Below are 26,038 nucleotides of genomic sequence, written 5' to 3'. Positions count from 1 at the left end.
TTCTAAGCTTCTTCAGTAATCAGAACTCTGTCTTGGCCATCAAGTTCTGCCATCTCTACGATGATTTCTTCAGAACGACTAGTTGGGATGTTTTTTCCAACGTAATCTGGACGGATTGGCAATTCTCTATGTCCACGATCGACCAGAACAGCTAAACTCACGCGCGCAGGACGACCATGACCTACAATATTATCAATAGCAGCACGGATGGTACGACCTGTATAGAGCACATCATCCACCAAGATAACTTCACGGTCTGTCACATCAACAGAAACCAAAGAAGTATCTTCTCCACTTTTAACATCATCACGGAAAGGTTTGGTATCCAATTCCACAACAGGAACTGAAAGATTTTCTAGTTGCTCCAAACGTTCTTGGATTCGGTGGGCGATAAATACACCACGAGTTTTAATACCAGCCAAGACGATTTTATTCAAATCTTTGTTGCGTTCGATAATCTCATAAGTAATACGCGTAATCGCTCGTTTGACAGTCAATTCGTCTACAACTTCTTTTGCCTTCATGACAAACCTCCAAAAAGAAAAGTCTCCTTAAACAAGGAGACTTGAAATGTATAGCTAAGTAAGCCCTACTGCAAACAGTATAGACTCCACCTTTCTACTTTATCACGCTCCTTGCCTGCCTCACGGGACAGGTTTAAAGGAATATTTAGTTATCAAATACTATAGCACAAAGCATGCTTAAAATCAAGCAAAAACTTTTGAAACCCCATCTTATAAATTGCTAAAGTCATATAACTGTGGGTACTGGTCACACTCTGGATTTTTAGGATGACAAATAGCTCTTCCAAAATAAATCATGGCCTGATGGGCAGCTAACCACTGCTCCGGTGGCAAGATATCCATGACCCGCTTTTCCACCTCAAGTGGTGTCGCTGATTTTTTGACGATATCGTGGTGTTTGCAAATACGCTCCACATGAGTATCTACTGCAAAGGCTGGAATTCCAAAGCCCACACTCATGACAACATTGGCTGTCTTGCGACCAACACCTGCCAAACTCTCCAATTCCTCACGTGTTTGAGGAACTTGACCATCAAAATCATCTAGTAACTGTTGGGCACATTTTTTAAGGAATTTAGCCTTATTCCGATACAGCCCCAGGCGAGAAATGTGTGAAGCAATCTCACCCTCTGTCGCAACAGACATGGCTTGTGGCGTTGGAAAAGCAGCAAAGAGACCCGGTGTAGCCTTATTTACCGCTGCATCCGTTGTCTGAGCTGACAACATGACCGCAACCAAGAGTTCAAAATGATTGGTAAAATCAAGACTAGGCTTAGCATCTGGAAACAGAGCAATGATTTCTTCTAGCACCTTTCGTGCTCGTTTTTTTGACAAGACCATTATTCGTCTCCATCAAATAGTCCTTGTAGGCCAGCAAAAGGACTGTTTTCTTCTTTCTTAACTGCTTGTTGAGCTTGGTATTCTTCCTCTGTCATGATTTGCCAATCATTTCCTGAAACAAATCCTTGACCGGCCTCTTCTTCAGCCGTCAAAACCTTGATAGGAATGTTTAGTAGGATATTGTCTGACACGCTCTCAGCAAGGTCAAGTTCTCCATTTTCGATAGGCAAGACCAAATCATCGTCTAAAACTTCCTGATCTAGTTGGTTGGTTGCGCCTTCCATGAAAACTTCCGTGACTGGATAAGATTCAACTAACTCAACCGGCTCCATACTGCGACTTGAAGCAAGAACAATGGTATAAGACAACTGATAATCTAAGAAATACATACGGTCTTCGTACTGTACTTTCCCAACCGCAAGGATATCTCTCACATCTAAAATTTCTTGATTGCGTGCACGCAGGTCTGCGGCTAGGTCTAACGTTTGTTCAAAGTGTAGGCCTTCAGGCTGCTTACGAATTTCTTGAATATTTAATTTCATACTTCCTCCATAAAGATTTACTCTCTTGATTATACCATGAAAAGGCTACAAATCAGCACAGCAAACTTTGTAATTAAATTTCGATTTTTTAACATATTTACTATGACATTTTTATTTTTTAGTGCTATACTATAGGCAATAATACATCAGAGCAAGGAGGATGCTCATATGGAAGACAAAGAACTCATTACTAATGCAACCCAACTCCTATCCGAGTTAAATAAAAGTTTCCAAAGCTGCAAACAGGGTACGGCAGATGATATTCGACTGCAAGAATTGCTTAACACTACTCTGCTAGAGCTCAAAAAAGCGGAAAAGTTGGACAACAGTATTTTAATCGACCTTGAGAAATTTTACCAACGTACCAGTCTACTTATTGGACTGGGTAGTCTAAAACTGAATGATCAAGCACGCACCGCTTGGCGAAACTATGACAAGTTCCATTACGAGCATGTCAAACACGTACTAACTCTTTATGGACCTGTTTTTGGATTCTAGAGATTAGAATTGTCAGTTTTCTGTTGACAAAATAACCTGAAAGGTATAGGATAGAGGTACTAATACTAGGAGGTAAGGGAGACATGAACAACTAAGTCTATCAAATAAAGAACCTTTATTTAGTAGATCTTGTTTTTGTCTCTTTTTGTGTGCTCTTTTATGCTCTTTTTCTAGCATTTTATACTCAATGAAAATCAAAAAGCAAACTAGGAAGCTAGCCGCAGGTTGCTCAAAACACTGTTTTGAGGTTGTAGATAAGACTGACGAAGTCAGTCACATATATACGGTAAGGCGACGCTGACGTGGTTTGAAGAGATTTTCGAAGAGTATTAATAGAGTTTTTTTTGACATAGACATTGGCTCTACTAGGTAAAGTAGAGCTTTTTGTTATGCACTATGGACATTCTAGAAAGGGCAACAATATGATAAAAATCAATCACCTGACCATCACTCAAAACAAAGATTTACGAGACCTTGTAGCCGACTTAAGCATGACCATCCAAGATGGGGAAAAGGTAGCTATTATTGGTGAAGAAGGAAATGGCAAATCAACCTTACTTAAAACTTTAATGGGGGAAGTTTTGTCTGATTTCACTATCAAGGGAGACATCCAGTCTGACTATCAGTCACTCGCTTACATTCCTCAAAAACTTCCCGAGGAGCTGAAAAAGAGAAGTCTACACGACTACTTCTTTTTAGATACTATTGATTTAGACTACAGCATTCTTTATCGTTTGGCGGAGGAGTTACACTTTGATAGCAACCGTTTCGCTAGCGATCAAGAGATTGGGAGCCTTTCGGGGGGCGAATCTTTGAAGATTCAGCTCATCCATGAGTTAGCCAAAACCTTTGAGATTCTATTTTTAGATGAACCTTCAAATGACCTGGACCTTGAAACAGTTGATTGGCTAAAAGGTCAGATTCGCAAGATTAGGCAAACTGTTATTTTCATTTCCCATGATGAAGACTTTCTTTCTGAAACGGCTGATACTATTGTCCACTTGCGACTGGTCAAGCACCGTAAAGAAGCGGAAACACTAGTAGAGCATTTAGACTATGATTGCTATAGTGAGCAGAGAAAGGCTAATTTTACCAAACAAAGCCAGCAAGCTGCTAACGACCAAAGAGCCTACAATAAAACCATGGAAAAACATCGACGAGTCAAGCAAAATGTAGAAACTGCGCTTCGAGCTACTAAAGACAGTACTGCTGGTCGCCTATTGGCTAAAAAGATGAAAAATGTCCTCTCTCAAGAAAAACGCTTTGAAAAGACAGCTCAGTCCATGACCCAAAAACCACTTGAAGAGGAAGAAATCAGACTTTTCTTCTCAGATATACAACCATTACCTGCTTCTAAAGTCTTAATCCAACTGGAAAAGGAAAATTTGGCCATTGGCGACCGAGTTTTGGTTCAAAAGCTACAACTAACTGTCCGTGGCCAAGAAAAAATTGGTATTATCGGCCCAAATGGTATTGGAAAATCGACTCTGTTAGCCAAATTACAGCAACTTCTGAATGATAAAAGAGAAATTTCCCTTGGTTTTATGCCACAAGATTACCACAAAAAACTGCAATTGGATTTATCACCAATAGCCTACCTCAGCAAAACTGGAGAAAAAGAGGAACTACAGAAAATCCAATCTCATCTAGCTAGTCTCAATTTCAGTTATCCAGAAATGCAGCATCAAATTCGCTCCTTATCTGGCGGGCAACAGGGTAAACTCCTGCTTTTGGATTTAGTCTTGCGCAAACCAAACTTTCTCCTTCTGGATGAACCCACACGAAACTTTTCACCCACTTCTCAACCCCAAATCAGAAAACTCTTTGCCTCATATCCCGGCGGTCTGATCACTGTTTCGCATGACAGACGCTTCTTAAAAGAGGTCTGTACGAGTATCTATCGTTTGACAGAAAATGGTTTGGAAGTCGTCGATTTACAAGATTTATAATTTTTTGAACATAGCAAAAATCCAGAGATCACCTCTGGATTTTTTTACATGTGTTTCAAGCGTTCAATCCGTTCTGAGATAGGTGGGTGGGTATAAAAGAGTTTTTGGAACCCTCCACCTTTCTTAGGAGCATTGATATAAAGTGCACTGCTGGCATCATCGACAGGACGACTCATCGGTTTACTATTATCCAACTTACGTAGAGCATTAATCATCCCTTGAGGATTGCGAGTCAACTCAACACTAGAAGCATCAGCTAGGAATTCCCTCTGACGAGAAATAGCTAGTTGCACCAAGGTTGCAGCGAGAGGTGCCAGCACAATAGCTAGTAGGGAAACCACTAGCATAATGATTTCTAAGCCATTTCCTTCTCGGTCATCATCACTTCGTCTACGACCTGCTCCACCCCACCACATCATACGACCTGCCATACTAGAAAGCATGGTGATAGCACTAGCAAGGGCAACAGCAATAGTCGAAATACGGATATCATAATTACGAATATGACTGACTTCATGTCCCATAACAGCTTCTAGTTCTTCACGATTCATGATAGCAAGGAGACCTGAAGTCGCAGCAACCGCTGCGTTTTGAGGATTTGAACCTGTCGCAAAGGCATTTAAGGCTGGATCATCAATGATGAAAACACGGGGCATAGGAATCTGAGCGACCATAGCCATATCTTCTACTACATGGTAGAGGTCTGGTGCCGTTTGTTCATCCACCTCACGCGCTCCATTCATGGACATGACAATCTCTGTCGATTGAAAAATCATGGACAAGGCATAGATAAAGCCGATAATCAGCGCAATAACCGAACCACCAAACCCAGACCGCATAAAGAGGTAACCAACCGCATAGCCAACAAGAGCTAAGAGTAGGAAAAATACCAGCAACAAAATCCAGGTTTTTCGTTTATTGCTCGCAATTTGATCAAACAACATCTTAGTCACCTAATCCGCTAAAATCAACTTTAGGAACTGCCTTTTCCTCTTCTGGTGTTTGAAGGAAATCCGCTGCTTTAAAGCCAAACATTCCAGCGATAATATTGCTTGGGAAAGTTTCTAATTTTACATTGTAGTTGCTGACAACACTGTTGTAGAGTTGACGAGAGTAAGAAATTTTATTTTCTGTGTTTGTCAACTCCTCTTGCAATTTAACAAAGTTGGCACTGGCTTTCAAATCTGGATAGCTTTCTGCAACAGCAAAAATACCTGAAACCTGACGAGTGAGGGCATCACTAGCTTTCATAGCTTCTGCTGGTGAAGTCGCTGCCGCCACTTGGTTACGTAGTTCTGCCACCTTTTCAAGGGTAGAACCTTCATATTTGGCATAACCTTTTACAGTCTCAATCAAGTTTGGCAAGAGATCGTTTCGACGTTTCAACTGAACATCAATCTGACTCCAAGCCTCCTTTGTTTGCATACGATTCTTAACCAAACCGTTATAGCTAACAATCACAAAAATAACAATAAGAGCGATAACTCCAAGAATAATCCAAGTCATTATATAAGTCCTTTCTACTTTTAGATTAGTACCAGTATATCAAATTTTTAATGATTGTGGTAAAATAAGATGATACTAAAGAAGGAAATAACTATGAAACCAGAAACATTTTACAACCTGCTTGCCGATCAGAATCTTCCACTTTCGGACCAGCAAAAAAAACAATTTGAACGTTATTTTGAGCTCTTGGTCGAGTGGAATGAAAAGATTAATTTGACGGCTATTACAGACAAGGAAGAAGTTTATCTCAAACATTTTTACGATTCGATTGCACCCATTCTGCAAGGCTTGATTCCCAATGAAACTATCAAACTTCTTGATATTGGAGCTGGGGCAGGATTTCCTAGTCTACCAATGAAAATCCTCTATCCTCAGTTAGATGTGACCATCATTGATTCTCTCAACAAGCGCATCAACTTCCTCCAACTTTTGGCTCAAGAACTGGATTTAGACGATGTTCATTTCTACCATGGACGTGCCGAAGATTTTGCCCAAGACAAAAACTTCCGTGCTCACTATGATTTTGTAACGGCTCGTGCGGTTGCCCGTATGCAAGTCCTATCTGAATTAACTATTCCCTACCTTAAAGTTGGCGGAAAACTATTGGCACTCAAGGCCAGCAATGCTCCAGAGGAATTGTTAGAAGCTAAGAATGCCCTCAACCTCCTTTTTAGTAAAGTAGAAGACAATCTCAGCTACGATCTACCAAATGGAGATCCGCGTTACATCACAGTGGTGGAAAAGAAAAAAGAAACGCCAAATAAATATCCAAGAAAGGCTGGCATGCCCAACAAACGCCCGCTTTAAATTTTTTAGTAAAAAAATATTTACAAAGTTCGTAATTTCTGCTATACTATCACAAGCAAAGGTTTTTAATGTCATCCCGTGAGGTGACGAAGACGCAGAAATATTTAAAACTCTTTAAAGTCTAGATTTTAGAGAAGTCTTACTCTGAGGGCCTATTGCTGTAAAATAATGGGCTCTTTTTTGATGCCCAAAAGTGAGGTTTATATGAAACAAGAATCAACTGTTGATTTGTTACTAGACGTTGACCAACGTCCTTCAGCTGGAAAAGGAATTCTCCTTAGCTTCCAACACGTTTTCGCCATGTTTGGTGCGACCATCTTAGTACCATTGATTTTGGGAATGCCTGTATCTGTTGCCCTTTTTGCTTCAGGTGTAGGAACACTCATCTACATGATTTCAACCGGTTTTAAAGTTCCAGTTTATCTAGGTTCTTCATTTGCCTTTATCACAGCAATGTCACTTGCTATGAAAGAAATGGGTGGTGATGTATCTGCTGCCCAAACAGGGGTTATCTTGACTGGTTTGGTCTATGTCCTTGTGGCTGCAAGTGTTCGTTTTGCGGGTACAAAATGGATTGATAAACTCTTGCCACCAATCATCATTGGACCTATGATCATCGTTATCGGTCTTGGACTTGCAGGTTCAGCTGTTACTAACGCTGGTCTTGTAGCGGATGGAAATTGGAAAAATGCTCTTGTAGCAGTTGTTACTTTCTTGATTGCTGCCTTTATCAATACAAAAGGAAAAGGATTCCTACGAATCATTCCATTCCTATTTGCCATTATCGGTGGTTACCTCTTTGCGCTAACTCTTGGCTTGGTAGACTTTACACCCGTTCTTAAAGCTAACTGGTTTGAAATTCCTGGTTTCTACTTACCATTTAGCACTGGTGGTGCCTTTAAAGAGTACAATCTTTACTTTGGTCCAGAAACCATCGCCATCTTGCCAATCGCTATCGTAACAATTTCTGAGCATATCGGAGACCATACTGTTTTGGGTCAAATCTGTGGCCGTCAATTCTTGAAAGAGCCAGGTCTTCACCGTACTCTTCTTGGTGACGGTATCGCAACTTCTGTTTCTGCCTTCCTTGGTGGTCCAGCCAATACAACTTACGGAGAAAATACAGGGGTTATCGGTATGACTCGTATCGCTTCTGTCTCAGTTATCCGTAACGCTGCCTTTATCGCGATTGCTCTTAGCTTCCTTGGTAAATTCACAGCCTTGATTTCAACTATTCCAAATGCTGTACTTGGTGGTATGTCAATCCTTCTCTATGGGGTTATCGCCAGCAACGGTTTGAAAGTCTTGATTAAAGAACGTGTTGATTTCGCTCAAATGCGTAACCTAATCATCGCAAGTGCTATGTTGGTCCTTGGACTTGGAGGAGCTATCCTTAAACTCGGTCCAGTTACCCTTTCAGGTACTGCCCTATCAGCCATGACAGGAATCATCTTGAACTTGATCTTGCCATACGAAAATAAAGACTAAGAGTCTAAACATATCAAAAAACGAGCATTTCCAATTACGGAAGTGCTCATTTTTTTGATACTTAGAAGTGAGTGTAGCCCCTCTAACACTGTTTAATATGTTTCCCCTACTCTATACTCAACCCATTCCTTTTCCTTCACTGGGTAAATCTTAGCAACTTTTGTTTCCTCATCATACACTACGACAAAATGCCCTTCACTATTCCAAAATTTACCTAAAATTGTACCATCATTTAAATTAGTACGTAACTTGCCTTCTTGACTTACTGCGCTTTCTATTTGTGCTATTTTAGGCTCTTTACTATCTAACCCAACAGTTACAAAACTTGACCCTATAATAATAAATAAGCAAAACACTACAGCTCCAATCCCCACAAATTTAAACAAATTATAATCGCCATTATCTCTTTTCATGTTATCTTTTATCTCTCTTTCTAACATCCCCCTAGAAGGCTCTCACAAGCCTCCTACAGCGTTTTAATACAGCTCACCCACACTCATAAGCTCCCATTCAGAAAAATCAACTTGGAAGACTTCTGGGGCTTTTGTAGTACCATTGTACACTACTATAAAATAGCCTTTTTCATTGTAAAACTGTACTGCACCCCAAAAGTTAGACAGAAAAAATCTAACTTTTGGGGTGCTTTTATTATGAAATTAACTTATGATGATAAAGTTCAGATCTATGAACTTAGAAAACAAGGATATAGCTTAGAGAAGCTTTCAAATAAATTTGGGATAAACAATTCTAATATTAGGTACATGATTAAATTGATTGATCGTTATGGAATAGAGTTCGTCAAAAAAGAAAAAAATCGTTACTATTCTCCTGAATTAAAACAAGAAATGATTGATAAAGTTCTACATGAAAACTGGTCTCAAGATAGAGTTTCTCTCGAATATGCTCTCCCAAATCGTGGTATGCTTCCAAATTGGATGGCACAATACAAGAAAAACGGGTATACTATTGTTGAGAAAACAAAAGGGAGACCATCTAAAATGGGACGTAAACCAAAGAAGAAACCCGAAGAGATGACAGAGTTAGAACGACTTCAAGCAGAAAACGAGTATCTGAGAGCGGAGAATGCCATCCTAAAAAAGTTGAGAGAACTCCGATTGAAGGAGAAAGAAGAAAGACAGAAATTGTTCAAGAATTAATGACTGAGTTTTCGTTAGATATTCTTCTAAAAGCCATTAAACTAGCTCGTTCGACCTACTACTATCACTTGAAACAGCTAGACAAACCAGATAAGGACCAAGAGCTTAAAGCTGAAATTCAATCCATTTTTATCGAACAAAAAGGAAATTACGGATATCGTCGGATTCATTTAGAACTCAGAAATCGTGGTTATCTGGTAAATCATAAAAGAGTTCAACGCTTGATGAAAGTACTCAATTTACAAGCTAAAATGCGACAGAAACGAAAATATTCTTCTCATAAAGGAGATGTGGGTAAGAAGGCAGAGAATCTCATTCAACGTCAATTTGAAGGCTCTAAAACAATGGAAAAGTGTTATACGGACGTGACAGAATTTGCCATTCCAGCAAGCGCTCAAAAGCTTTACTTATCACCAGTTTTAGATGGCTTTAATAGCGAAATTATCGCCTATAATCTTTCAACTTCACCCAACTTAGAACAAGTAAAAACAATGTTGGAACAAGCATTCACAGAGAAGCGCTACGAGAATACGATTCTCCATAGTGACCAAGGCTGGCAATATCAACACGATTCTTATCATCAGTTTCTAGAGGGTAAGGGAATTCAAGCATCCATGTCACGTAAAGGTAACAGCCCAGACAACGGCATGATGGAATCTTTCTTTGGCATTCTGAAATCGGAGATGTTTTATGGTTATGAGAAGTCATTTGAGTCGCTTAAGCAATTGGAACAAGCCATTGTAGACTATATTGATTACTACAACAATAAACGAATTAAGGTAAAAATAAAAGGACTCAGTCCTGTGCAATACAGAACTAAATCCTTCGGATAAATTAATTGTCTAACTTTTTGGGGTCAGTACAAACTTACTCAAAATCTCAGCGTCTTTCATTTCTGCTTTCAATCCACTATCTTCTATCTTTTTATTTATCTGTTGCTCTGTTTCTACTTCATTATTTCCTTGAGTTCCTAAGATATAACCACCAAAGCTTACCCAAAAGAAGATAAAAAGCATAAATACAATAGTTGCATATTTCAAAAAATTTAGTTCTTTCATTTCTTTATTATTCCTTTTTGTGTTAGTTGATACTATTTATATAGTTTTCTTAGTTCCTTAAATCCCAAGGGGTAAAAATAACCCCTTGCAGCCCCACCATTTCATCAAGCCATCTAGAGAAATTGGCTTCTTTTGTCTCATCATCATACCACTCAAAATCTTCAATATAAGTTGAGTTTGCGATTAGCTTGAGACGCTTGTTTTGGTATTGGGGATCTAAATAGAATAGGGGGCCTCTTCACTATACAAGTTAGCGAGAACCCGAACTCTTTTCCTATACTCTACTCGTTTTATTGGACCACTTTTTGTGACAGTTCCAGTGTATATGTTTTATATAATTGATGGCAAGCTTGATCCTCTCCTGCTTTAATCAAGGAAACACAAGGTAAGACAAGTTCTGCCCAGATAGACTCTAGTATTTCCTCACGATTTGGATGTTCCTCTAATTTGGCAACAATCTTAGGAGCCATCTTATAGTAGGATTCAATTTCCTCCTGACCACCATCTTGAAAAGCTAGATAAGAATCCCTGAATTTTCGCAAAGTCATCAATTCATCACAGTCATCTGCCAATCCCTTGTAAGTTACCGCTGCTTCTGTCAGGTAACAACCTCTTTGTTCAATCTGATAATAAGCATCTGGTTCACCAAAAAATCCAGTTTTAGAGCGCACATATCTCTCTGCATCACTCCTAAGTTGAAAAACAGCTACTTCTCTTCCCTTACGATATACAACAAATTCCATTTCTTTTTCCTCCCTATCTTACAATATTTAATAATTCCTCATAGCTAGAAACCACATCATAGATGTGCTGGTCATTAATCAATCCAGCTTGTGCTAATGCTTTAAAGTGAGCACGCGCACAGGCAATTTTTGCTTGCTCAGCTTGTTTTAATTGAAGACTAGACATAGAGCCTTTTGTTTCTGCAACAAAATAGATATGCTTGACACTTCCTTCACGGAAGGCGATTGCCCAGTCAGGGTTATAGTTTCCAAGTGGAGTCGCAATACTGAACTTCCCTGGTAACTTCACATAAACACGAACATCCTCGTATTGTTCCAAAGATTCTTTAAACGTCTTCTCCGTATTTGAATCAACTTTTACAAAATTGTAAATCCCTTTTTTGGATTCAAGTAAGTGATCATCTGACCTGTTAGCAGTTTCAGGATTGTCATAAAACAAGTCCATATCATACTCTTCATTTAACGCATTATACTGAATATGCTTGATAATTTGACTTGCTTTTTGTTCATTAATGAGCTTTGAAACCTTAAGAATAAACTCTTCTGGATTTTGTTTAAACTTGTCAAATTGGTAGACATAGATTTTACTTAATATTTCCGCAACCAACTTACGAGTTAAACCAGTCTGCTCAGCAACCTCCCCTAGCAAATCATATTTGGTCATAATTTGCGAATCCGTTAGATATTCTTGTTGGCGATCATTCTCAGCCACTGTCAAATGGAGACCTTCTTCCTTACTCATCTCAGTAGCGCTTGCTTGAGTTATATGAAAGCTTGGTTTGCTAACGACTAATTTCTCATTGATATAGTCAACCGAATGTTTTACCAATTCCGCATCATCAAACTCTACTTGGTAACTCGTCTTACGATTGATTTGCTTCCAGAGATTTAAAAATTCTTTTCGGGCAATATTTTCTTGATTGACCTCATTTGAGAACTGAATGACTGAATGATTGGCATTTTCAATTTCATACTGTCCTGCATGATAAACGCTCTCCAATATCTCTACCAGCTTATCCTCATAACCTGCTAGCGTTTCAGACAGTTGTAACTGATGATTTTCTTTTGCAGCAAAATATTCTGTAGTTAATTGTCCTTCACGATTTATATAGCCTTGTCGAATTAAATCAAAATGAATCGAATCTGCTTGTTCCTTGGTAATACGTATTGTTTGTCCTTCTTGATTGGTTAGAACTTTATTCGTAAAGAGAGCAACATCCACTTTTGCAGGACGATCTGCTAAGAGTTCTTTGATTTCTTCTTGTAGACTTCGAGCAAATTGATCATAACTTTCATTTGCAATTACTGTCAGTTTATTGATTTCATGAACATCATTTCCTAAGAGTTCAAAATCCTGACGAATTCCATTTTGGTCAACTGCCAAACGCATACCACGACCAATTTCTTGACGTTTACGAGTCTCCGCTGAAGATTGCTTCAGCGTACAGATTTGAAAGACATTAGGATTATCCCATCCCTCTTTTAGAGCTGAGTGAGAAAATAGGAAACGAACTGGCTCTTCAAAGCTCAACAAACGCTCCTTGTCCTTCATAATCAAGTCATAGGCATCGATGTCATTTGAAAGATTACTTTTCTTTTCACTGGCAGATTTATAATTTACGAAAATGGTCTTATCTGACTTCTTCACTTTATCTACCGAAAAGTAACCAGCATGAACTGAATTTCCCTCAAGATTAGCCTCTAAATACCTACGATAAGGAGTTGGTTCCTGTGTTCGGATAAACTGGTTTACTTGATTTCGATATTCTTCTTCAAAAATCTGAGCGTATTCTCCATTATAGGCATCATTATTTTCATCATATTGTTTATACTTGGCCACTTCATCGATGAAAAATAGGGATAATACTTTAATTCTTCGGTTATAAAGTTTACTTTCCTTTTCGATATGACTTTTTATAGTCTCTCGGATTTGAATTCTTCTGATGCTCGACTCATCCACTTCCCCAATCACTTCACCGACATGAAGTTCCTGAGTCACACCAACTTGAAGTTTGTTCTCTCTTGCATCAAAGTGACTAAGGGTCATTCCTTTATAAGCAGATAAATTCCCAGATTCAGCATACAAATCAAAGGGTTCTTCTACCACCTTCAATTTCCTTTTGACACCTGACTGCATTTTTACTTCAAACTCAATTTTTGCTTTGGGTGCTCCTGTTTTTTGTGGAATGATTTCTTGTAGATATAGATAGCCTTGTGTCCCGGTCGTCCCAGTTTGCTCAATAGCCTTAACCGCGATCTTCTTCACTAATTTTTGATTGTAAGCATCCATGGCATCCAATCTATAAACCATATCATGCTTTTCTTTATGGGTAGCCGAATAACGTAGCGTAAACAATGGCTTGAAATCTTTTAGTCTTTCCTTGGTTTGTTTCCCTTCAACAGACTGAGGCTCATCAATAATCATAATCGGATTCATAGCTGCCAATACATCAATCGGACGACGCCAACGGAAACTTTCCTGCTCAGAATGAATCCGTCGAGCATCTTTTCCTTTTGCATTAAAGGCTTGAGAGTTGATGACCATGATTTGAAGGTCTGACGAATTAGCAAAACTATCCAAATCGCCTAAACGTGAAGAATCGTAGACAAAATAGCGTGGCTGCTTCCCATACTCCATCTGAAAGTGACTTGACATAATTTGTAGAGACTTGAGAACCCCTTCCCGAATGGCTACACTTGGAACGACAATGACGAACTTAAGCCAGCCATAACGTTTATTCAACTCCATAATTGTACGGATATACGTGTAGGTTTTCCCTGTTCCCGTCTCCATTTCTATTGAGAAATTATAAGCTTCTCTCCCAGCAATCATATCAATAGAAAGACTATCAGAAGGACGCAAACCATAGCGAGTTTGCATAGTATGGACATTTTCTCGTATACTTGCTTGACTCAATTGAATCGGTGCATTGCGATAAGCATCTAAAACCAAATCTACCTCATCTGACTTGAGATGACCTGGATCCGCCATATACTGAACTCCAGTATGTTTAGCTTGCCCTTGAAATAAATCTGCAATAGCACTCACCGCATCCAACTGGAATTGTTGTTTTTTAAATTGTAGTTTCATAATTTATTTTCTTAAATTCTTATCTTTTTAGAGTAATTATATATAATCAACACTTTGTTAACTGCTTACAAATGTCACAAAATTTCAATATTATATACCTTTGATATCTACTATTTAGTCTATTACTAATAACATTGGCTACCATGTTGATGGTCTATGAGAAATAGCATACTCTATCAATTCCTCCATGTTACTTTGAATATCTTCATAAACATACTTTGAAGTAGTGAATGGAGATTTATAACAACGGATATAACTGGATAACGATCTGCCGGTTCGTGATAATTTAAAATCGTCAAATGGATTTCTTCCTTGATTATTTTGATTTCCAAATCTATCCTTTAAATTATGAATATATATGCCTACGATTCCTTTATCCAACTCAATTGCTTTTTTAATCTCATAGTTAATCCATTTACGTCCAGCGGTGTTCTCACCAATCAAAACAACCACACATGAACGCTTTGCCATTTGATTATCTATCCATGATTCTATCATTGCATCAGATTTTAATTTTACTTCTTCCCATTCATTATCTGAAAAAGTAGACTCGCCTGATACTCTCCCCATATTTCTAACTTGTGATGCTCGCCAGTTATCATTACTATAGTGAAAGCTAAAAAATACTTGTCTCTTCATACTTTCCCCACTTATCTAAAAACAATTAAAAGTGTCAATGTAGCAATAACTATTAAACCATAGGTATACTTTAAAATGGGACGAAATAGTGCTATCAGAAAATCCCCTTCTTCTTGTTTTGGAGTCATTCTAAAATCTGTTTCTATATCACTTAATCTTACCTCATCGTATAAACGTCTAAATTGTCGTTCTAATGACAAATAATATGCATCATGAAACCAGAATAAGATAGTCACACAAAAATTTAAAAGAAGTATATACCACATACTGGTATTACTAAACCAAAATGCGAACAAGGCTCCTATGGAAGTAAACGACCATCCTTTAATGATAAAAGAATTATTACCCATCCGTTCAATAATAGCTTGTATCATCTCTAAATGTTTTACATTGTATTCACTCATACTCTACACCACCTTCACTTTGGTATGAGGTGATAATTCTTTAAAGATTTCACTTACGTTAATCTTATCTGCTGAATTGGCAAATGAGCTATCTCGGAAAACAGCACGGAGTGGTTGTGCTTGAGCGATATGACGGATGACTTCTTCTGATATTTCATCTTCAAAACAAGCCATGAGTGATCCTTGATCTACATCATAGACTTCCGCTCCTGCTACTTTCTCCAGATCAATAGCTAGTGACAATTCCATTCCCCATGTCAGCATAACTTGGAAAAGTAAGTCGAGGCCAGTACGTCCTTCCTTGATATTGGATACACTATCAAAGAGTTCTCCTTGGATAAATTGATCAGGTCGAGCTGAAACATCCTTGAAATTAGAAGAATCTAACTTATAGGCTTTGAAGCCAAAGTCTTGTTTGCCAATCAATTCAGGATGCTCCTCCTGAATCTTGGCAGCAGAACGACGAATCCGCTCACGTGAAATTTGGTCAATAGTTTCATAACCTGCTTCTTTAGCAGCAGACTTATCAGCTACTTCCTCATCCAACGTACACAGGATAAACTTACGATTTCCACCATCTTCGGCATTCAGTTGCATAACCGCATCTGCCGTGGTACCTGAACCACCGAAGAAATCAAGAATAAGGGCGGTTTCTATACTTGCACCTAATCCTAACAAATTTAATAATAGTTTTGTCGGCTTAGAAAAATCGAATACTCTAAAATCAAATAACTTCTTAATTTCAGTATTGGCACGTTGATTTGTTCCAAACTCTACATTCCAAAAATCATTAGATAGTTGACCATTCTTCATTGCATCACTTAAATATATCTTTGTTCTTGGAACTCCTCCATTTTCTGGCCAATGAATTTTGTCATCTTTTAAAAGTTGGTGAAAATCTTTTTCCGAAACCATCCATGGTCCCATAAGTACTTTTCCAGCAGGACTTACAATTTCATAATTAAACCTTCCTCGAACTTCATCACGTAGGATGCCTCTCCCATATTTTCCTTTTGAATCTTCATAAGCATATTCTTTCTTAGCTGTATCTGAAAGTGGTAACCGTCCATATGTAACTCTAGAATAATCCTTTGAATACACATATATATATTCTTTTACTCTAGCAGCTTTACCTATATTAGGCTGATTATCACTTCTTCTCCAAGCAATCGTTTGAACGAGATTCTCCTCCCCAAATATCTCATCACAAATGGCTTTAAGATTAGCTTGTTCATTATCATCGATAGAGATAAAGATAACACCTGAATCTTTGAGGAGATTTCTTGCTAAGCACAGGCGTGGATACATCATATTGAGCCAGTCTGAGTGATAACGGGCCGAAGTCTTTTCATTTTTTGTCAGCCCAACTACCTGGCGTCCTTCTTCATCCAAAAGTTCCATATCTTCCTTCAACTCTTCATCTGTTTTTTGGAACTTATCAGAATATACAAAGTCTTTTCCTGTATTATAGGGTGGATCGATATAAATCATATCGATTTTTCCTAGATAGGATTCTTGTAAGATTTTTAAGACTTCTAAATTATCTCCAGTAATAAAGATATTTTCACTATTTTCAAAGTCAACACTTTCATCAAGATCTGGTCTTAGGGTTTTGGTAGTTGGTCGCCCAGCTTCTGCGATAGCTTCACGCTTTCCAACCCAAGTAAACTCATAGGATTCTCGACCATCCACAATTTCCTCTGATAAAAACTGTTTAAGCTTCTCAAAGTCAATCGCAGGACGTAATTTGCCGTATTCATCCCTCTTTTCCGTCAGAACTTCAGGAAAAAGTTGACCAATTTTTGAAATATTATCTGTAAAAACATCTTTTGAAGTGAGAGTTAATTTCTCAAGTCCAGAGTTTTCACCTGTTTGCTGTGCTGTGCTGTGCTGTGCTGTGCTGTGCTGTGCTGTGCTGTGCTGTGCTGTGCTGTGCTGTGCTGTGCTCATGGTAGTATCCTTTCTTAGCTTTGTCAAGCTTTTGTAATTTTAATTTTATAAAAAATTAAGTTGGCTTATCCTATTTTTGTAATGCTTCATTTTTAATACATTACAGCTTCATTTTATCAAAAATAGGGGTTGAAATCAAAAGTGTTCCCTAATCTCAATTTCTGATTGTTCTTTGTCAAAATTTACAATCAATTTTGCTTCTTTAAAGCTTCTATTTCTTTCAACGTAGACTGATAGTCTCTTTTTATTTCCATTTGTTTTCTCATTGATTTTTCAGAATACATCTTTTTCTTTAACTGTTGTGCCTTTTGTTCTAATTTATCTAATTGGTCACTGAGTTCAATAGAGTTTCTAAGATTACTTGTTTCTAAAACTTGTAATTCTTTCTTACCAGTTTCTTTTACAAGACTCTCATAAACATCATCTAAATCATTTCCCTCAAAGTCAATGCTTACATCATCATGCGTCTGAAAGCGACGGACAATCTTAAAGTGCTTGCCATCCTTTTCTTGACTTAAAGGCTCTTTATAATGAATAAGAAGTTCTTCTCTACCTTGTGGATATTTTAATACAAAGGCTGTGTAAATCCCTAATCTTATATCTAGCTGTTCTAATAAAGTTAAGGAAACATCCATTTGTTCGAGTTCTATTTCTAAAACCATGATTTGCTTCACTTTTTTTCCAGCAGGAATATTAGTGGTACTTGTATCAATCTGATGAGTAATTTGAATTACTCTAATCTGTTCTCTTAAATCTTTCTTTTCTTTTACAGAAACATTAAGATTATCAAAAAAATCACTATTTCCCTTTTTATGAGGCCGATATAGAAGGTGAGGTTTTGATAAGGCTGTGTAGGATGGAAATCTAATCATCAGAATCCCCTTTCATCAATATGAAGAAACAAATTAACTCAAAATCATCCATTCCCTCGATGCTAGTATTCATCAAGTCAACAGATCCAAAGTTAAATAGGGCATCCATAGTTGAAATCTGATCATGTTCCATTAGTTGATCGATTGCTTCTTGAAGCAATTCCGAATAAACAACCATTTCTTTACCGTCTTTTGTTTGATGATTAAACTTGTCTACTATTTGACTCAATGGTTTACTTTGACCCCGACAAATGCTACTGAGGTGCTCCAATATTTTCTTGCTTTCAGACGGAGATAACAGTAGTTCTCCATTTCTATTGATGTAGAGGATATAATATGGATGAAGCTGATTTTGATTATTTTTTCCTTTTATCTGTTCTTTATTTTTTAGTACAAAAATGACACCTTCTGATTCTTTATTGGAGGTAGGTAAAATAGTTTGCAATCCTTTTGGAACTCTTTCTAACTCAGGATGTTCTTCCAAATACTTAAGAAGGTCTATACGATAATCTTCTAATCCTAAATCCATAATGGAAATACCATCATTCATCTCCTCTAGATCGACTACTTCATCTCTAAGACGTTCTAATTGTTTTCTTCGGTAATTATTATCCTCTATTTCTTCACTAGATAAAACATTATCATCTGCTGTTGAAGTCAAGACAGAAATTTTCATCCTCGATTCAACTCTAGACTTGAGATCGATATACTCATCTAACTCAAGATTTGGCCAAAAGTTAACTAATTGAATGTATTTATTTTGACTACCAATTCGATCCACACGACCAAACCGTTGAACAATACGGACAGGATTCCAGTGGATATCGTAATTGACCATCATATCTGCATCTTGCAAGTTTTGACCTTCGGAAATCACATCTGTTGCAATTAAAAGATCAATCTCACTCTCATCACCAGGAAACAGGACATCACGAGATTTTGATTTAGGAGAAAAATAAGTTAATAAAGAATTGAGGTCTTTATTTTTAGTTTCCAAAGTTGTTGCAAAACCTTTTGTACCTGAAATCTGAGCAGTGTAGAGACCATACTTATCCAAGACATACTGACTAATATGTTTATAAAGGTAGTTGGTTGTTGTCGCAAATGCGGAGAAAATGATCAACTTTTTATTGCCAGCATTGATTGGATTTGTTAGTTTCTCATCTATCAAGGTAAAAAGAGTCTGAAGTTTTTGATCTTCTTGTGGTGTTATTTTACTAATTAGATTTTCTAACTCTGTCAATACTGCAAAATCTTGTTCTAACTCGACCTTCCAACTACGATAATCCATATCTTGTAGAGCAATCCGATTTTTCTTACCGATAGAGAACTCGAAATTACTGTTTTCCAAATCAAAATCATCTTCATTAAGATGAGGGTCAACAGATAAATGATCCAAGCCTGTCAATTCATATTCCTCGATAGCCTGTAACGTCTTTTCTACATAATCTTTTACAACGTCTATTAAAGTATATCGAAAAGCTGCAACAGAACTTTCTAAACGTTTAAGCAGGTTAATCATCATCAGTTTTTTGATACCAGACTCACGACCAAACTGAGTTAAATTCCCCATTTTTCCTTCTTTACTTTTATCGTATTTAACTCTCTTTGATGGGTAAATATGTATCGATGGTTGATAGATAGTCAACTGAAGTTTATCAAGTAAGTGATATAATTTTTTATAGGTAATTCCAAGATTTGAAACTGTTAAATCAGGTTCAAAATTAAGTGGTTTTAAGCGCTGTGGAAATTCTCCAATCGCTTCTCTATCATAAAATTCCCGAATATGTTTTCTACTTCTGGCTATGGTTACACTATCTAGTACTTTAAAGAAATCAAAATCTAATGTCGATAGCAGTTTATCTGTTGTTCTCTTTTCTGCAGGTAGATCAGCCCACTTGTTGTAAGCAGATTGAGCATTTCTGAAAATATCATTTATAGATGATTTGGTTTCTAATTTACTATCAATTTGATCCGTATCACCTTCATAGGCTAGAGCAATTTGATTTTTCAAATCATTAAAACGATTATTAACAGGTGTGGCTGATAGCATGAGTACCTTTGTAGGGACACCAGACTTTATGATTCGATTCATTAAACGACTGTATCGATTTTCTCTCCCCTCAGATAAGTCATTTTCGCTAGAGCCACCATTTCTAAAATTATGAGACTCATCAATGACAACCAGATCATAAGTATGCCAATTATTCAAGGACAGATCAATTCCATTAGAGTGTCCTGTATCTCTACTAAGATCTGTATGATAAAGCACGTCATAAAGCAAATGTCTATCATAAATTGGATTATTTACATAATCATGACGATACATATTCCAGTTATTTTCTAACTTTTTAGGACAAAGTACTAAAATACGTTTGCCTCGATAAGCATAATAAGTCATGACCGCTAAAGCTGTATAAGTCTTACCAAGACCAACCGAATCCGCTAGAATACATCCATTAAATTTTTCTAATTTAGAAATGATCGATTTTACTGCATCCTTTTGGAAATCATATAACAGCCCCCAAATTTTACTTTCTTTATAACCAACCCCTTCATTTGGTAAAAAGTCTTCATTGATATCTTCTAAAAATTCACTAAATAAATTATATAGCATCACATAGTAAATGAACTCAGGTGAATGTTCTTTGTGAGCTAGGTTTAAATTCTCCAAAAACTCTTCTGTAACATCACGAAAATAATCATCTTCTTCCCAGAGATTATCAAATTCATCTAAATAATTTAAACTAAGTGGTGCATGATAGAGGTTTCTACTCGTTTTAAATAGAGAAGCTTCATATCCTAATTCTTTGCGATCAAAGTTTTTCAAACGATCTACTGCCACTACATCATCCGAATTTTCAATTCGAATACCATTTGGCATTTCATCTGTTTCAATATTAATCGATTTGAATTGCGCTTTTCTTCGGATCCAATCAGCACATTCACGAGCAATCGCTTTTTGGGTCAGCTCATTCATCAATTTCAATTCATACTTTCCACCAAAAATCGATTGTTCCCGTTCTTTTTTGGGTATCGTATACTCACGGAAATCTGTTTTGGTTTCATCTGTTATAAAAGTCGGATTTGTAAAAATAAATTTTAACTCTTCTATATTCTCCAATTCCTCTTTCAACTGCTGATAAGCAAACATAGAAAAGGTTGCTGCTGCAATCTTGACTCGGCTTTCTGATTTCAACTCTTTCTTTAACTCATCTCCAAGACGAATCGACCGATTATCAATTTCCATAATTCCTCCCTATTAGACTATTTCTACTATTATATCATTCTTTGCAAATTCAAAATAGACCTTTATTCTTCTTTCTAAAAAAGGAAAGCCCTGCGGCCTTCCTTTGTCTTACTTACGTTTCTTCTTCGCTTTTTTCATTTTATTCGCCATGCGTTTCATGGACTGTTTCATAGCAAATTCACCAATTTTACCTTTGAGTCCGCCACCAAACATCTGGCTCATATCTGGCATTCCTGCTCCTCCGAGAGCTGACAAGTCAGGCATCCCACCTTGTCCCATCATTCCTTCAAGGGCAGACATATCCATTCCTCCCATATTTGGCATATTTTTAGGAAGGTTGTTTGGATTGATTCCCATTTGCTTCATCATCTTGTTCATATCCCCAGACATAACACCCTGCATGAGCTGTTTAGCCTGGTTAAAGTCCTTGATAAATTTATTGACTTCGACGAATGTATTTCCAGAACCTGCGGCAATACGACGACGACGGCTTGGATTTAACAAATCTGGGTTTTCACGTTCTTCAGGTGTCATGGAAGACACAATGGCACGTTTGCGAGCAATCTGGCGTTCATCAACCTTCATATTTTGAAGAGCTGGATTGTTAGCCATACCTGGAATCATCTTGAGCAAGTCTTCCATTGGCCCCATGTTTTGCACCTGATCCAACTGATCAATGAAATCATTGAAATCAAAGGTGTTTTCACGCATCTTCTCAGCCATTTCAAGGGCTTTTTGCTCATCGTATTCTTGAGAAGCTTTCTCAATCAAAGTGAGCATATCCCCCATACCAAGGATACGGCTAGACATGCGATCTGGGTGGAAGGTTTCAATGTCCGTAATCTTTTCACCTGTACCAGTGAACTTGATTGGTTTTCCAGTAATGTGGCGAACAGATAGAGCCGCACCACCACGAGTATCCCCATCAATCTTGGTAAGGATAACCCCAGTCACTTCTAACTGAGCATTAAACTCACGCGCAACATTGGCCGCTTCTTGACCAATCATGGCATCAACGACGAGCAAAATTTCATTTGGTTGAGCCAATGCTTTCACGTCACGAAGCTCATTCATGAGAAGCTCATCAATCTGCAAACGACCCGCCGTATCAATCAAGACATAGTCATTATGATTAGCTTGGGCTTGCTCCAAACCTTGACGTACAATCTCAACAGCTGGTACTTCTGTTCCAAGTGCAAAGACAGGCACATCAATCTGTTGACCCAGAGTTTTGAGCTGATCAATGGCAGCTGGACGGTAAATATCCGCCGCAATCATCAAAGGACGGGCATTTTCTTCTTTCTTGAGTTTGTTGGCCAATTTACCAGCAAAAGTTGTTTTACCAGCCCCCTGCAAACCGACCATCATGATGATTGTAGGAATCTTAGGTGACTTGATAATTTCTGCCGTATCGGAACCTAAAACAGCTGTCAATTCCTCATCAACGATTTTGATAATCTGTTGAGCTGGATTAAGGGTATCAATGACCTCGTGTCCGACTGCACGTTCACGCACTTTCTTGATAAAGTCCTTTACAACTGGCAAAGCAACATCGGCTTCCAGCAAGGCCAAGCGAATCTCTTTGGTTGCTTCTTGGACATCCGCCTCAGAGATTTTTCCTTTTTTACGTAGATTTTTAAAGACGTTCTGCAAACGTTCTGTTAAACTTTCAAATGCCATTTTTCTTCCTCTTACTCTCTATTATCAATGCTTGTTAAAATTTCTATCTGCTCCTGCAGAAAGTCTTCCTTGGGATAACGCTCCAAGATCTGGTCAAAAATCTGACTGCGAACAATGTAGTCCGAATACATGTGCAGTTTCATCTCATAATCTTCCAGAATTTTTTCTGTCCGCTTGATATTGTCATAGACAGCCTGACGACTGACACCAAACTCCTCGGCAATCTCAGCAAGGCTGTAATCATCAGCGTAGTAGAGCTCTATATAATTCATTTGCTTATCTGTCAAAAGCGCCGCATAAAATTCAAAGAGCGCATTCATACGATTGGTTTTTTCGATTTCCATAACTTTTATTATACCAAAAAATAGCCTAATCTACCACACTAGGAAGCCAATCCAAGAAGATAGCTAGCTAAATTTGAAAAAGACATGAGCCTAGCCCCAAGTAATTCCCAATTGATAGCTGGCAAAGGGATGTCCCTCTTGATTTTGTAGTTGATAATCTAGTTCAATCTTTTGCCCATCAACTTCATAACGGCTCGTTTGGATGATAAACTCCTGCATGCCCATTGGAGTAGGAATATAGGCTAAACTATCACTATCCTTTAAAAAGCGCATAATAGTCTTGGGATTGGAAAATCGGCTCATCACCAGCTCTTGACCATGAAATTTAATAACCACTTTTTCCTTTTCCTCATTATAGAAAAGCAGGTAGCTATAATCTCCTTTTTCATGCACTTCCACATCATAGAGTTGGTCAATCACTTCCAACTGCTCATCAAACTGAATCCTATTTCGCATCCGAATCTTCACATCAAGTCCTCTTTCTTGTCTCTTGTCCTACTATTTTACCAAAAAGAGCAGGATTTTGCTATAATGGTCATATGAACGAAAAAGTATTCCGTGACCCAGTTCACAACTACATCCATGTCAATAATCAAATCATCTATGACTTGATTAATACAAAAGAATTTCAGCGTTTGCGTCGAATCAAGCAACTGGGAACTTCCAGTTATACCTTCCACGGTGGAGAACACAGTCGCTTCTCTCACTGTCTAGGAGTCTATGAAATTGCACGACGTATCACAGAGATTTTTGAAGAAAAATATCCTGAAGAATGGAATCCTGCCGAGTCTCTCTTGACCATGACCGCTGCTCTCCTACATGACCTTGGACATGGTGCCTACTCCCATACTTTTGAACATCTCTTTGATACAGACCACGAAGCCATTACTCAGGAGATTATCCAAAGTCCTGAAACGGAGATTCACCAAGTCCTGCTACAAGTGGCGCCAGATTTTCCAGAAAAGGTAGCTAGTGTCATCGACCATACCTATCCTAACAAGCAGGTCGTGCAACTCATTTCTAGTCAGATTGATGCAGACCGTATGGACTATCTCTTGCGCGACTCCTATTTTACAGGAGCATCTTATGGGGAATTTGACCTGACTCGCATCCTCCGAGTCATTCGTCCTGTCGAAAATGGTATCGCCTTTCAGCACAATGGCATGCATGCCATCGAAGACTACGTCCTCAGTCGCTACCAGATGTACATGCAGGTTTATTTCCACCCAGCAACACGCGCTATGGAAGTTCTCCTACAGAATCTCCTCAAGCGCGCCAAGGAACTCTACCCTGAGGACAAGGACTTCTTTGCACGAACTTCTCCACATCTCCTGCCTTTCTTTGAAAAAAATGTGACCTTGTCTGATTATCTGGCTCTGGATGATGGTGTGATGAATACCTACTTCCAACTCTGGATGACCAGCCCTGACAAGATTCTTGCAGACCTGTCGCAACGCTTTGTCAACCGCAAGGTCTTTAAGTCCATTACCTTTTCACAAGAAGATCAAGACCAACTCTCCAGCATGAGAAAATTGGTTGAGGACATTGGCTTTGATCCCGACTACTATACTGCCATTCATAAGAACTTTGACCTCCCTTATGATATCTATCGTCCCGAATCTGAAAATCCACGGACACAGATTGAGATTTTACAAAAAAATGGAGAACTGGCCGAACTCTCTAGCCTGTCTCCTATCGTCCAATCCCTTGCTGGCAGTCGCCACGGAGATAATCGTTTCTATTTCCCAAAAGAAATGTTAGACCAAAACAGTATCTTTGCTAGCATTACCCAGCAATTTTTACACTTGATTGAGAACGATCATTTTACTCCAAATAAAAACTAGAAGAGGAAATTTATGAGTATTAAACTAATTGCCGTCGATATTGACGGAACCCTTGTCAATAGCCAAAAGGAGATTACTCCTGAAGTCTTTTCTGCCATCCAAGATGCTAAAGAAGCTGGTGTCAAAGTCGTGATTGCAACCGGTCGCCCTATCGCAGGTGTTGCCAAACTTCTCGACGACTTGCAGTTAAGAGATGAGGGTGACTATGTAGTGACCTTCAACGGTGCCCTTGTCCAAGAGACTGCTACTGGCCATGAGATTATCAGCGAATCCTTAACTTATGAGGATTATCTGGATATGGAATTCCTCAGTCGCAAGCTAGGTGTCCACATGCACGCTATTACAAAGGACGGTATCTATACTGCCAATCGTAATATCGGAAAATATACAGTGCACGAATCAACCCTCGTCAGCATGCCTATTTTCTACCGTACACCTGAAGAAATGTCTGGCAAGGAAATCGTCAAATGTATGTTCATCGATGAACCAGAAATTCTCGATGCTGCGATTGAAAAGATACCAGCCGAATTTTACGAGCGCTACTCCATCAACAAATCTGCTCCTTTCTACCTCGAACTCCTTAAAAAGAATGTAGACAAGGGTTCAGCCATCACTCACCTAGCTGAAAAACTAGGATTGACCAAAGATCAAACCATGGCTATCGGTGACGAAGAAAATGACCGCGCCATGCTGGAAGTCGTTGGAAACCCTGTTGTCATGGAAAATGGAAATCCAGAAATCAAAAAAATCGCCAAATACATCACCAAAACTAATGATGAATCCGGAGTTGCCCATGCCATCCGTACGTGGGTACTGTAAAAAGGTAAGAATAGACGAAAACCGCTCAGCTGA

24 protein-coding genes are annotated in these 26,038 nt (G+C 38.3%); 7 read left to right on the top strand and 17 right to left on the bottom strand.

What is annotated here, in order from left to right:
- Positions 1-2: 2 nt before the first annotated feature.
- The 3 genes from pyrR to B7698_RS09315 form a co-directional block, all read right to left on the bottom strand.
- Complete coding sequence (gene pyrR / locus B7698_RS09325) at positions 3-524, bottom strand: bifunctional pyr operon transcriptional regulator/uracil phosphoribosyltransferase PyrR (protein ID WP_000644747.1); 522 nt, start codon at positions 522-524, stop codon at positions 3-5.
- Between the two features lie 210 nt (positions 525-734).
- Positions 735-1,364: an endonuclease III gene (gene nth, locus B7698_RS09320; protein ID WP_033681985.1), complete on the bottom strand. Its 630-nt coding sequence runs from the start codon at positions 1,362-1,364 to the stop codon at positions 735-737.
- A complete protein-coding gene (locus B7698_RS09315; RefSeq protein ID WP_084865456.1) occupies positions 1,364-1,906 on the bottom strand; it encodes a YceD family protein in 543 nt (180 codons plus the stop codon). Before B7698_RS09315 ends, nth begins: the two co-directional genes overlap by 1 nt.
- A 168-nt stretch (positions 1,907-2,074) precedes the next feature.
- Here B7698_RS09315 and B7698_RS09310 point away from each other — a divergent pair, with 168 nt between their 5' ends.
- Positions 2,075-2,404, top strand: a complete 330-nt coding sequence (locus tag B7698_RS09310; RefSeq protein ID WP_084865454.1) for a helicase BlpT — start codon at positions 2,075-2,077, stop codon at positions 2,402-2,404.
- A 389-nt stretch (positions 2,405-2,793) separates the two neighbouring features.
- A complete protein-coding gene (locus B7698_RS09300; RefSeq protein ID WP_084865452.1) occupies positions 2,794-4,353 on the top strand; it encodes an ATP-binding cassette domain-containing protein in 1,560 nt (519 codons plus the stop codon).
- Between the two features lie 44 nt (positions 4,354-4,397).
- Here the strand turns inward: B7698_RS09300 and htpX are convergent, their stop codons facing one another.
- On the bottom strand, positions 4,398-5,297 hold the full coding sequence (htpX, locus tag B7698_RS09295) for a zinc metalloprotease HtpX (RefSeq protein ID WP_084865450.1): 900 nt from the start codon (positions 5,295-5,297) through the stop codon (positions 4,398-4,400).
- A 1-nt stretch (position 5,298) separates the two neighbouring features.
- Positions 5,299-5,859, bottom strand: coding sequence for a LemA family protein (locus B7698_RS09290; RefSeq protein WP_000219822.1), 561 nt, complete (start codon positions 5,857-5,859; stop codon positions 5,299-5,301).
- Between the two features lie 93 nt (positions 5,860-5,952).
- Between B7698_RS09290 and rsmG the strand changes: the two genes are divergently transcribed.
- Together rsmG and B7698_RS09280 are read left to right on the top strand one after the other, a co-directional pair.
- Positions 5,953-6,666 carry a 16S rRNA (guanine(527)-N(7))-methyltransferase RsmG gene (rsmG, locus tag B7698_RS09285; RefSeq protein ID WP_084865449.1) on the top strand — a complete coding sequence of 238 codons (714 nt, stop codon included), beginning with the start codon at positions 5,953-5,955 and terminating at the stop codon, positions 6,664-6,666.
- Positions 6,667-6,870: 204 nt separating this feature from the next.
- Positions 6,871-8,154 (top strand): uracil-xanthine permease family protein, encoded by a 1,284-nt coding sequence (locus B7698_RS09280; protein ID WP_031237775.1) that lies wholly within the window; start codon positions 6,871-6,873, stop codon positions 8,152-8,154.
- A gap of 92 nt (positions 8,155-8,246) precedes the next feature.
- Here B7698_RS09280 and B7698_RS09275 read toward each other — a convergent pair whose 3' ends face one another.
- Positions 8,247-8,594 carry a hypothetical protein gene (locus B7698_RS09275; RefSeq protein ID WP_239822598.1) on the bottom strand — a complete coding sequence of 116 codons (348 nt, stop codon included), beginning with the start codon at positions 8,592-8,594 and terminating at the stop codon, positions 8,247-8,249.
- 210 nt (positions 8,595-8,804) lie between these two features.
- Between B7698_RS09275 and B7698_RS09265 the strand changes: the two genes are divergently transcribed.
- Positions 8,805-10,144 (top strand): IS3 family transposase gene (locus B7698_RS09265; protein ID WP_142358061.1). Its coding sequence is split into 2 segments (ribosomal slippage): positions 8,805-9,246 and positions 9,246-10,144, totalling 1,341 coding nucleotides; the frame shifts between segments, so codons are not numbered across the junction.
- Between the two features lie 9 nt (positions 10,145-10,153).
- Here B7698_RS09265 and B7698_RS09260 read toward each other — a convergent pair.
- The 11 genes from B7698_RS09260 to B7698_RS09205 all read right to left on the bottom strand — a co-directional run bounded on the left by B7698_RS09260 (position 10,154) and on the right by B7698_RS09205 (position 23,810).
- Entirely contained in the window at positions 10,154-10,369 is a 216-nt protein-coding gene (locus tag B7698_RS09260; RefSeq protein ID WP_239822597.1) for a hypothetical protein, read from the bottom strand.
- Between the two features lie 290 nt (positions 10,370-10,659).
- Positions 10,660-11,112 (bottom strand): CFI-box-CTERM domain-containing protein, encoded by a 453-nt coding sequence (locus B7698_RS09255; RefSeq protein ID WP_084865447.1) that lies wholly within the window; start codon positions 11,110-11,112, stop codon positions 10,660-10,662.
- A 13-nt stretch (positions 11,113-11,125) separates the two neighbouring features.
- The gene (locus tag B7698_RS09250; RefSeq protein WP_084865445.1) at positions 11,126-14,203 is read right to left on the bottom strand and encodes a type III restriction-modification system endonuclease; all 3,078 of its coding nucleotides are present in this window, start codon (positions 14,201-14,203) and stop codon (positions 11,126-11,128) included.
- A 138-nt stretch (positions 14,204-14,341) separates the two neighbouring features.
- The gene (locus B7698_RS09245; protein WP_084865443.1) at positions 14,342-14,842 is read right to left on the bottom strand and encodes a TIR domain-containing protein; all 501 of its coding nucleotides are present in this window, start codon (positions 14,840-14,842) and stop codon (positions 14,342-14,344) included.
- Between the two features lie 11 nt (positions 14,843-14,853).
- Positions 14,854-15,246, bottom strand: a complete 393-nt coding sequence (locus B7698_RS09240) for a hypothetical protein (RefSeq protein WP_084865441.1) — start codon at positions 15,244-15,246, stop codon at positions 14,854-14,856.
- A gap of 3 nt (positions 15,247-15,249) precedes the next feature.
- Positions 15,250-16,938 carry a site-specific DNA-methyltransferase gene (locus B7698_RS09235; RefSeq protein WP_084865630.1) on the bottom strand — a complete coding sequence of 563 codons (1,689 nt, stop codon included), beginning with the start codon at positions 16,936-16,938 and terminating at the stop codon, positions 15,250-15,252.
- Positions 16,939-17,384: 446 nt separating this feature from the next.
- A complete protein-coding gene (locus B7698_RS09225) occupies positions 17,385-18,068 on the bottom strand; it encodes a DUF4391 domain-containing protein (RefSeq protein WP_084865439.1) in 684 nt (227 codons plus the stop codon).
- A complete protein-coding gene (locus B7698_RS09220; protein WP_084865437.1) occupies positions 18,061-21,318 on the bottom strand; it encodes a helicase-related protein in 3,258 nt (1,085 codons plus the stop codon). Before B7698_RS09220 ends, B7698_RS09225 begins: the two co-directional genes overlap by 8 nt.
- A gap of 108 nt (positions 21,319-21,426) precedes the next feature.
- Complete coding sequence (gene ffh / locus B7698_RS09215; RefSeq protein WP_000863612.1) at positions 21,427-22,998, bottom strand: signal recognition particle protein; 1,572 nt, start codon at positions 22,996-22,998, stop codon at positions 21,427-21,429.
- Between the two features lie 11 nt (positions 22,999-23,009).
- A complete protein-coding gene (locus B7698_RS09210; protein WP_084865435.1) occupies positions 23,010-23,342 on the bottom strand; it encodes a putative DNA-binding protein in 333 nt (110 codons plus the stop codon).
- 90 nt (positions 23,343-23,432) lie between these two features.
- Positions 23,433-23,810, bottom strand: a complete 378-nt coding sequence (locus B7698_RS09205; RefSeq protein WP_084865433.1) for a YwiB family protein — start codon at positions 23,808-23,810, stop codon at positions 23,433-23,435.
- 71 nt (positions 23,811-23,881) lie between these two features.
- On the opposite strand from B7698_RS09205, the gene B7698_RS09200 reads away from it, so the two are divergent.
- Both B7698_RS09200 and yidA read left to right on the top strand, forming a co-directional pair.
- Positions 23,882-25,186, top strand: a complete 1,305-nt coding sequence (locus B7698_RS09200) for an HD domain-containing protein (RefSeq protein ID WP_084865431.1) — start codon at positions 23,882-23,884, stop codon at positions 25,184-25,186.
- Between the two features lie 12 nt (positions 25,187-25,198).
- Positions 25,199-26,005, top strand: coding sequence for a sugar-phosphatase (gene yidA / locus B7698_RS09195; protein WP_084865429.1), 807 nt, complete (start codon positions 25,199-25,201; stop codon positions 26,003-26,005).
- The last annotated feature ends 33 nt before the right edge of the window (positions 26,006-26,038 follow it).

The sequence above is a fragment of the Streptococcus mitis genome (assembly GCF_002096855.1).
Classification (GTDB): Bacteria; Bacillota; Bacilli; order Lactobacillales; family Streptococcaceae; genus Streptococcus; species Streptococcus mitis_Y.
The sequence above is the reverse complement of the archived record's forward strand: the minus strand, read 5'-3'. Positions and strand labels throughout refer to the sequence as shown.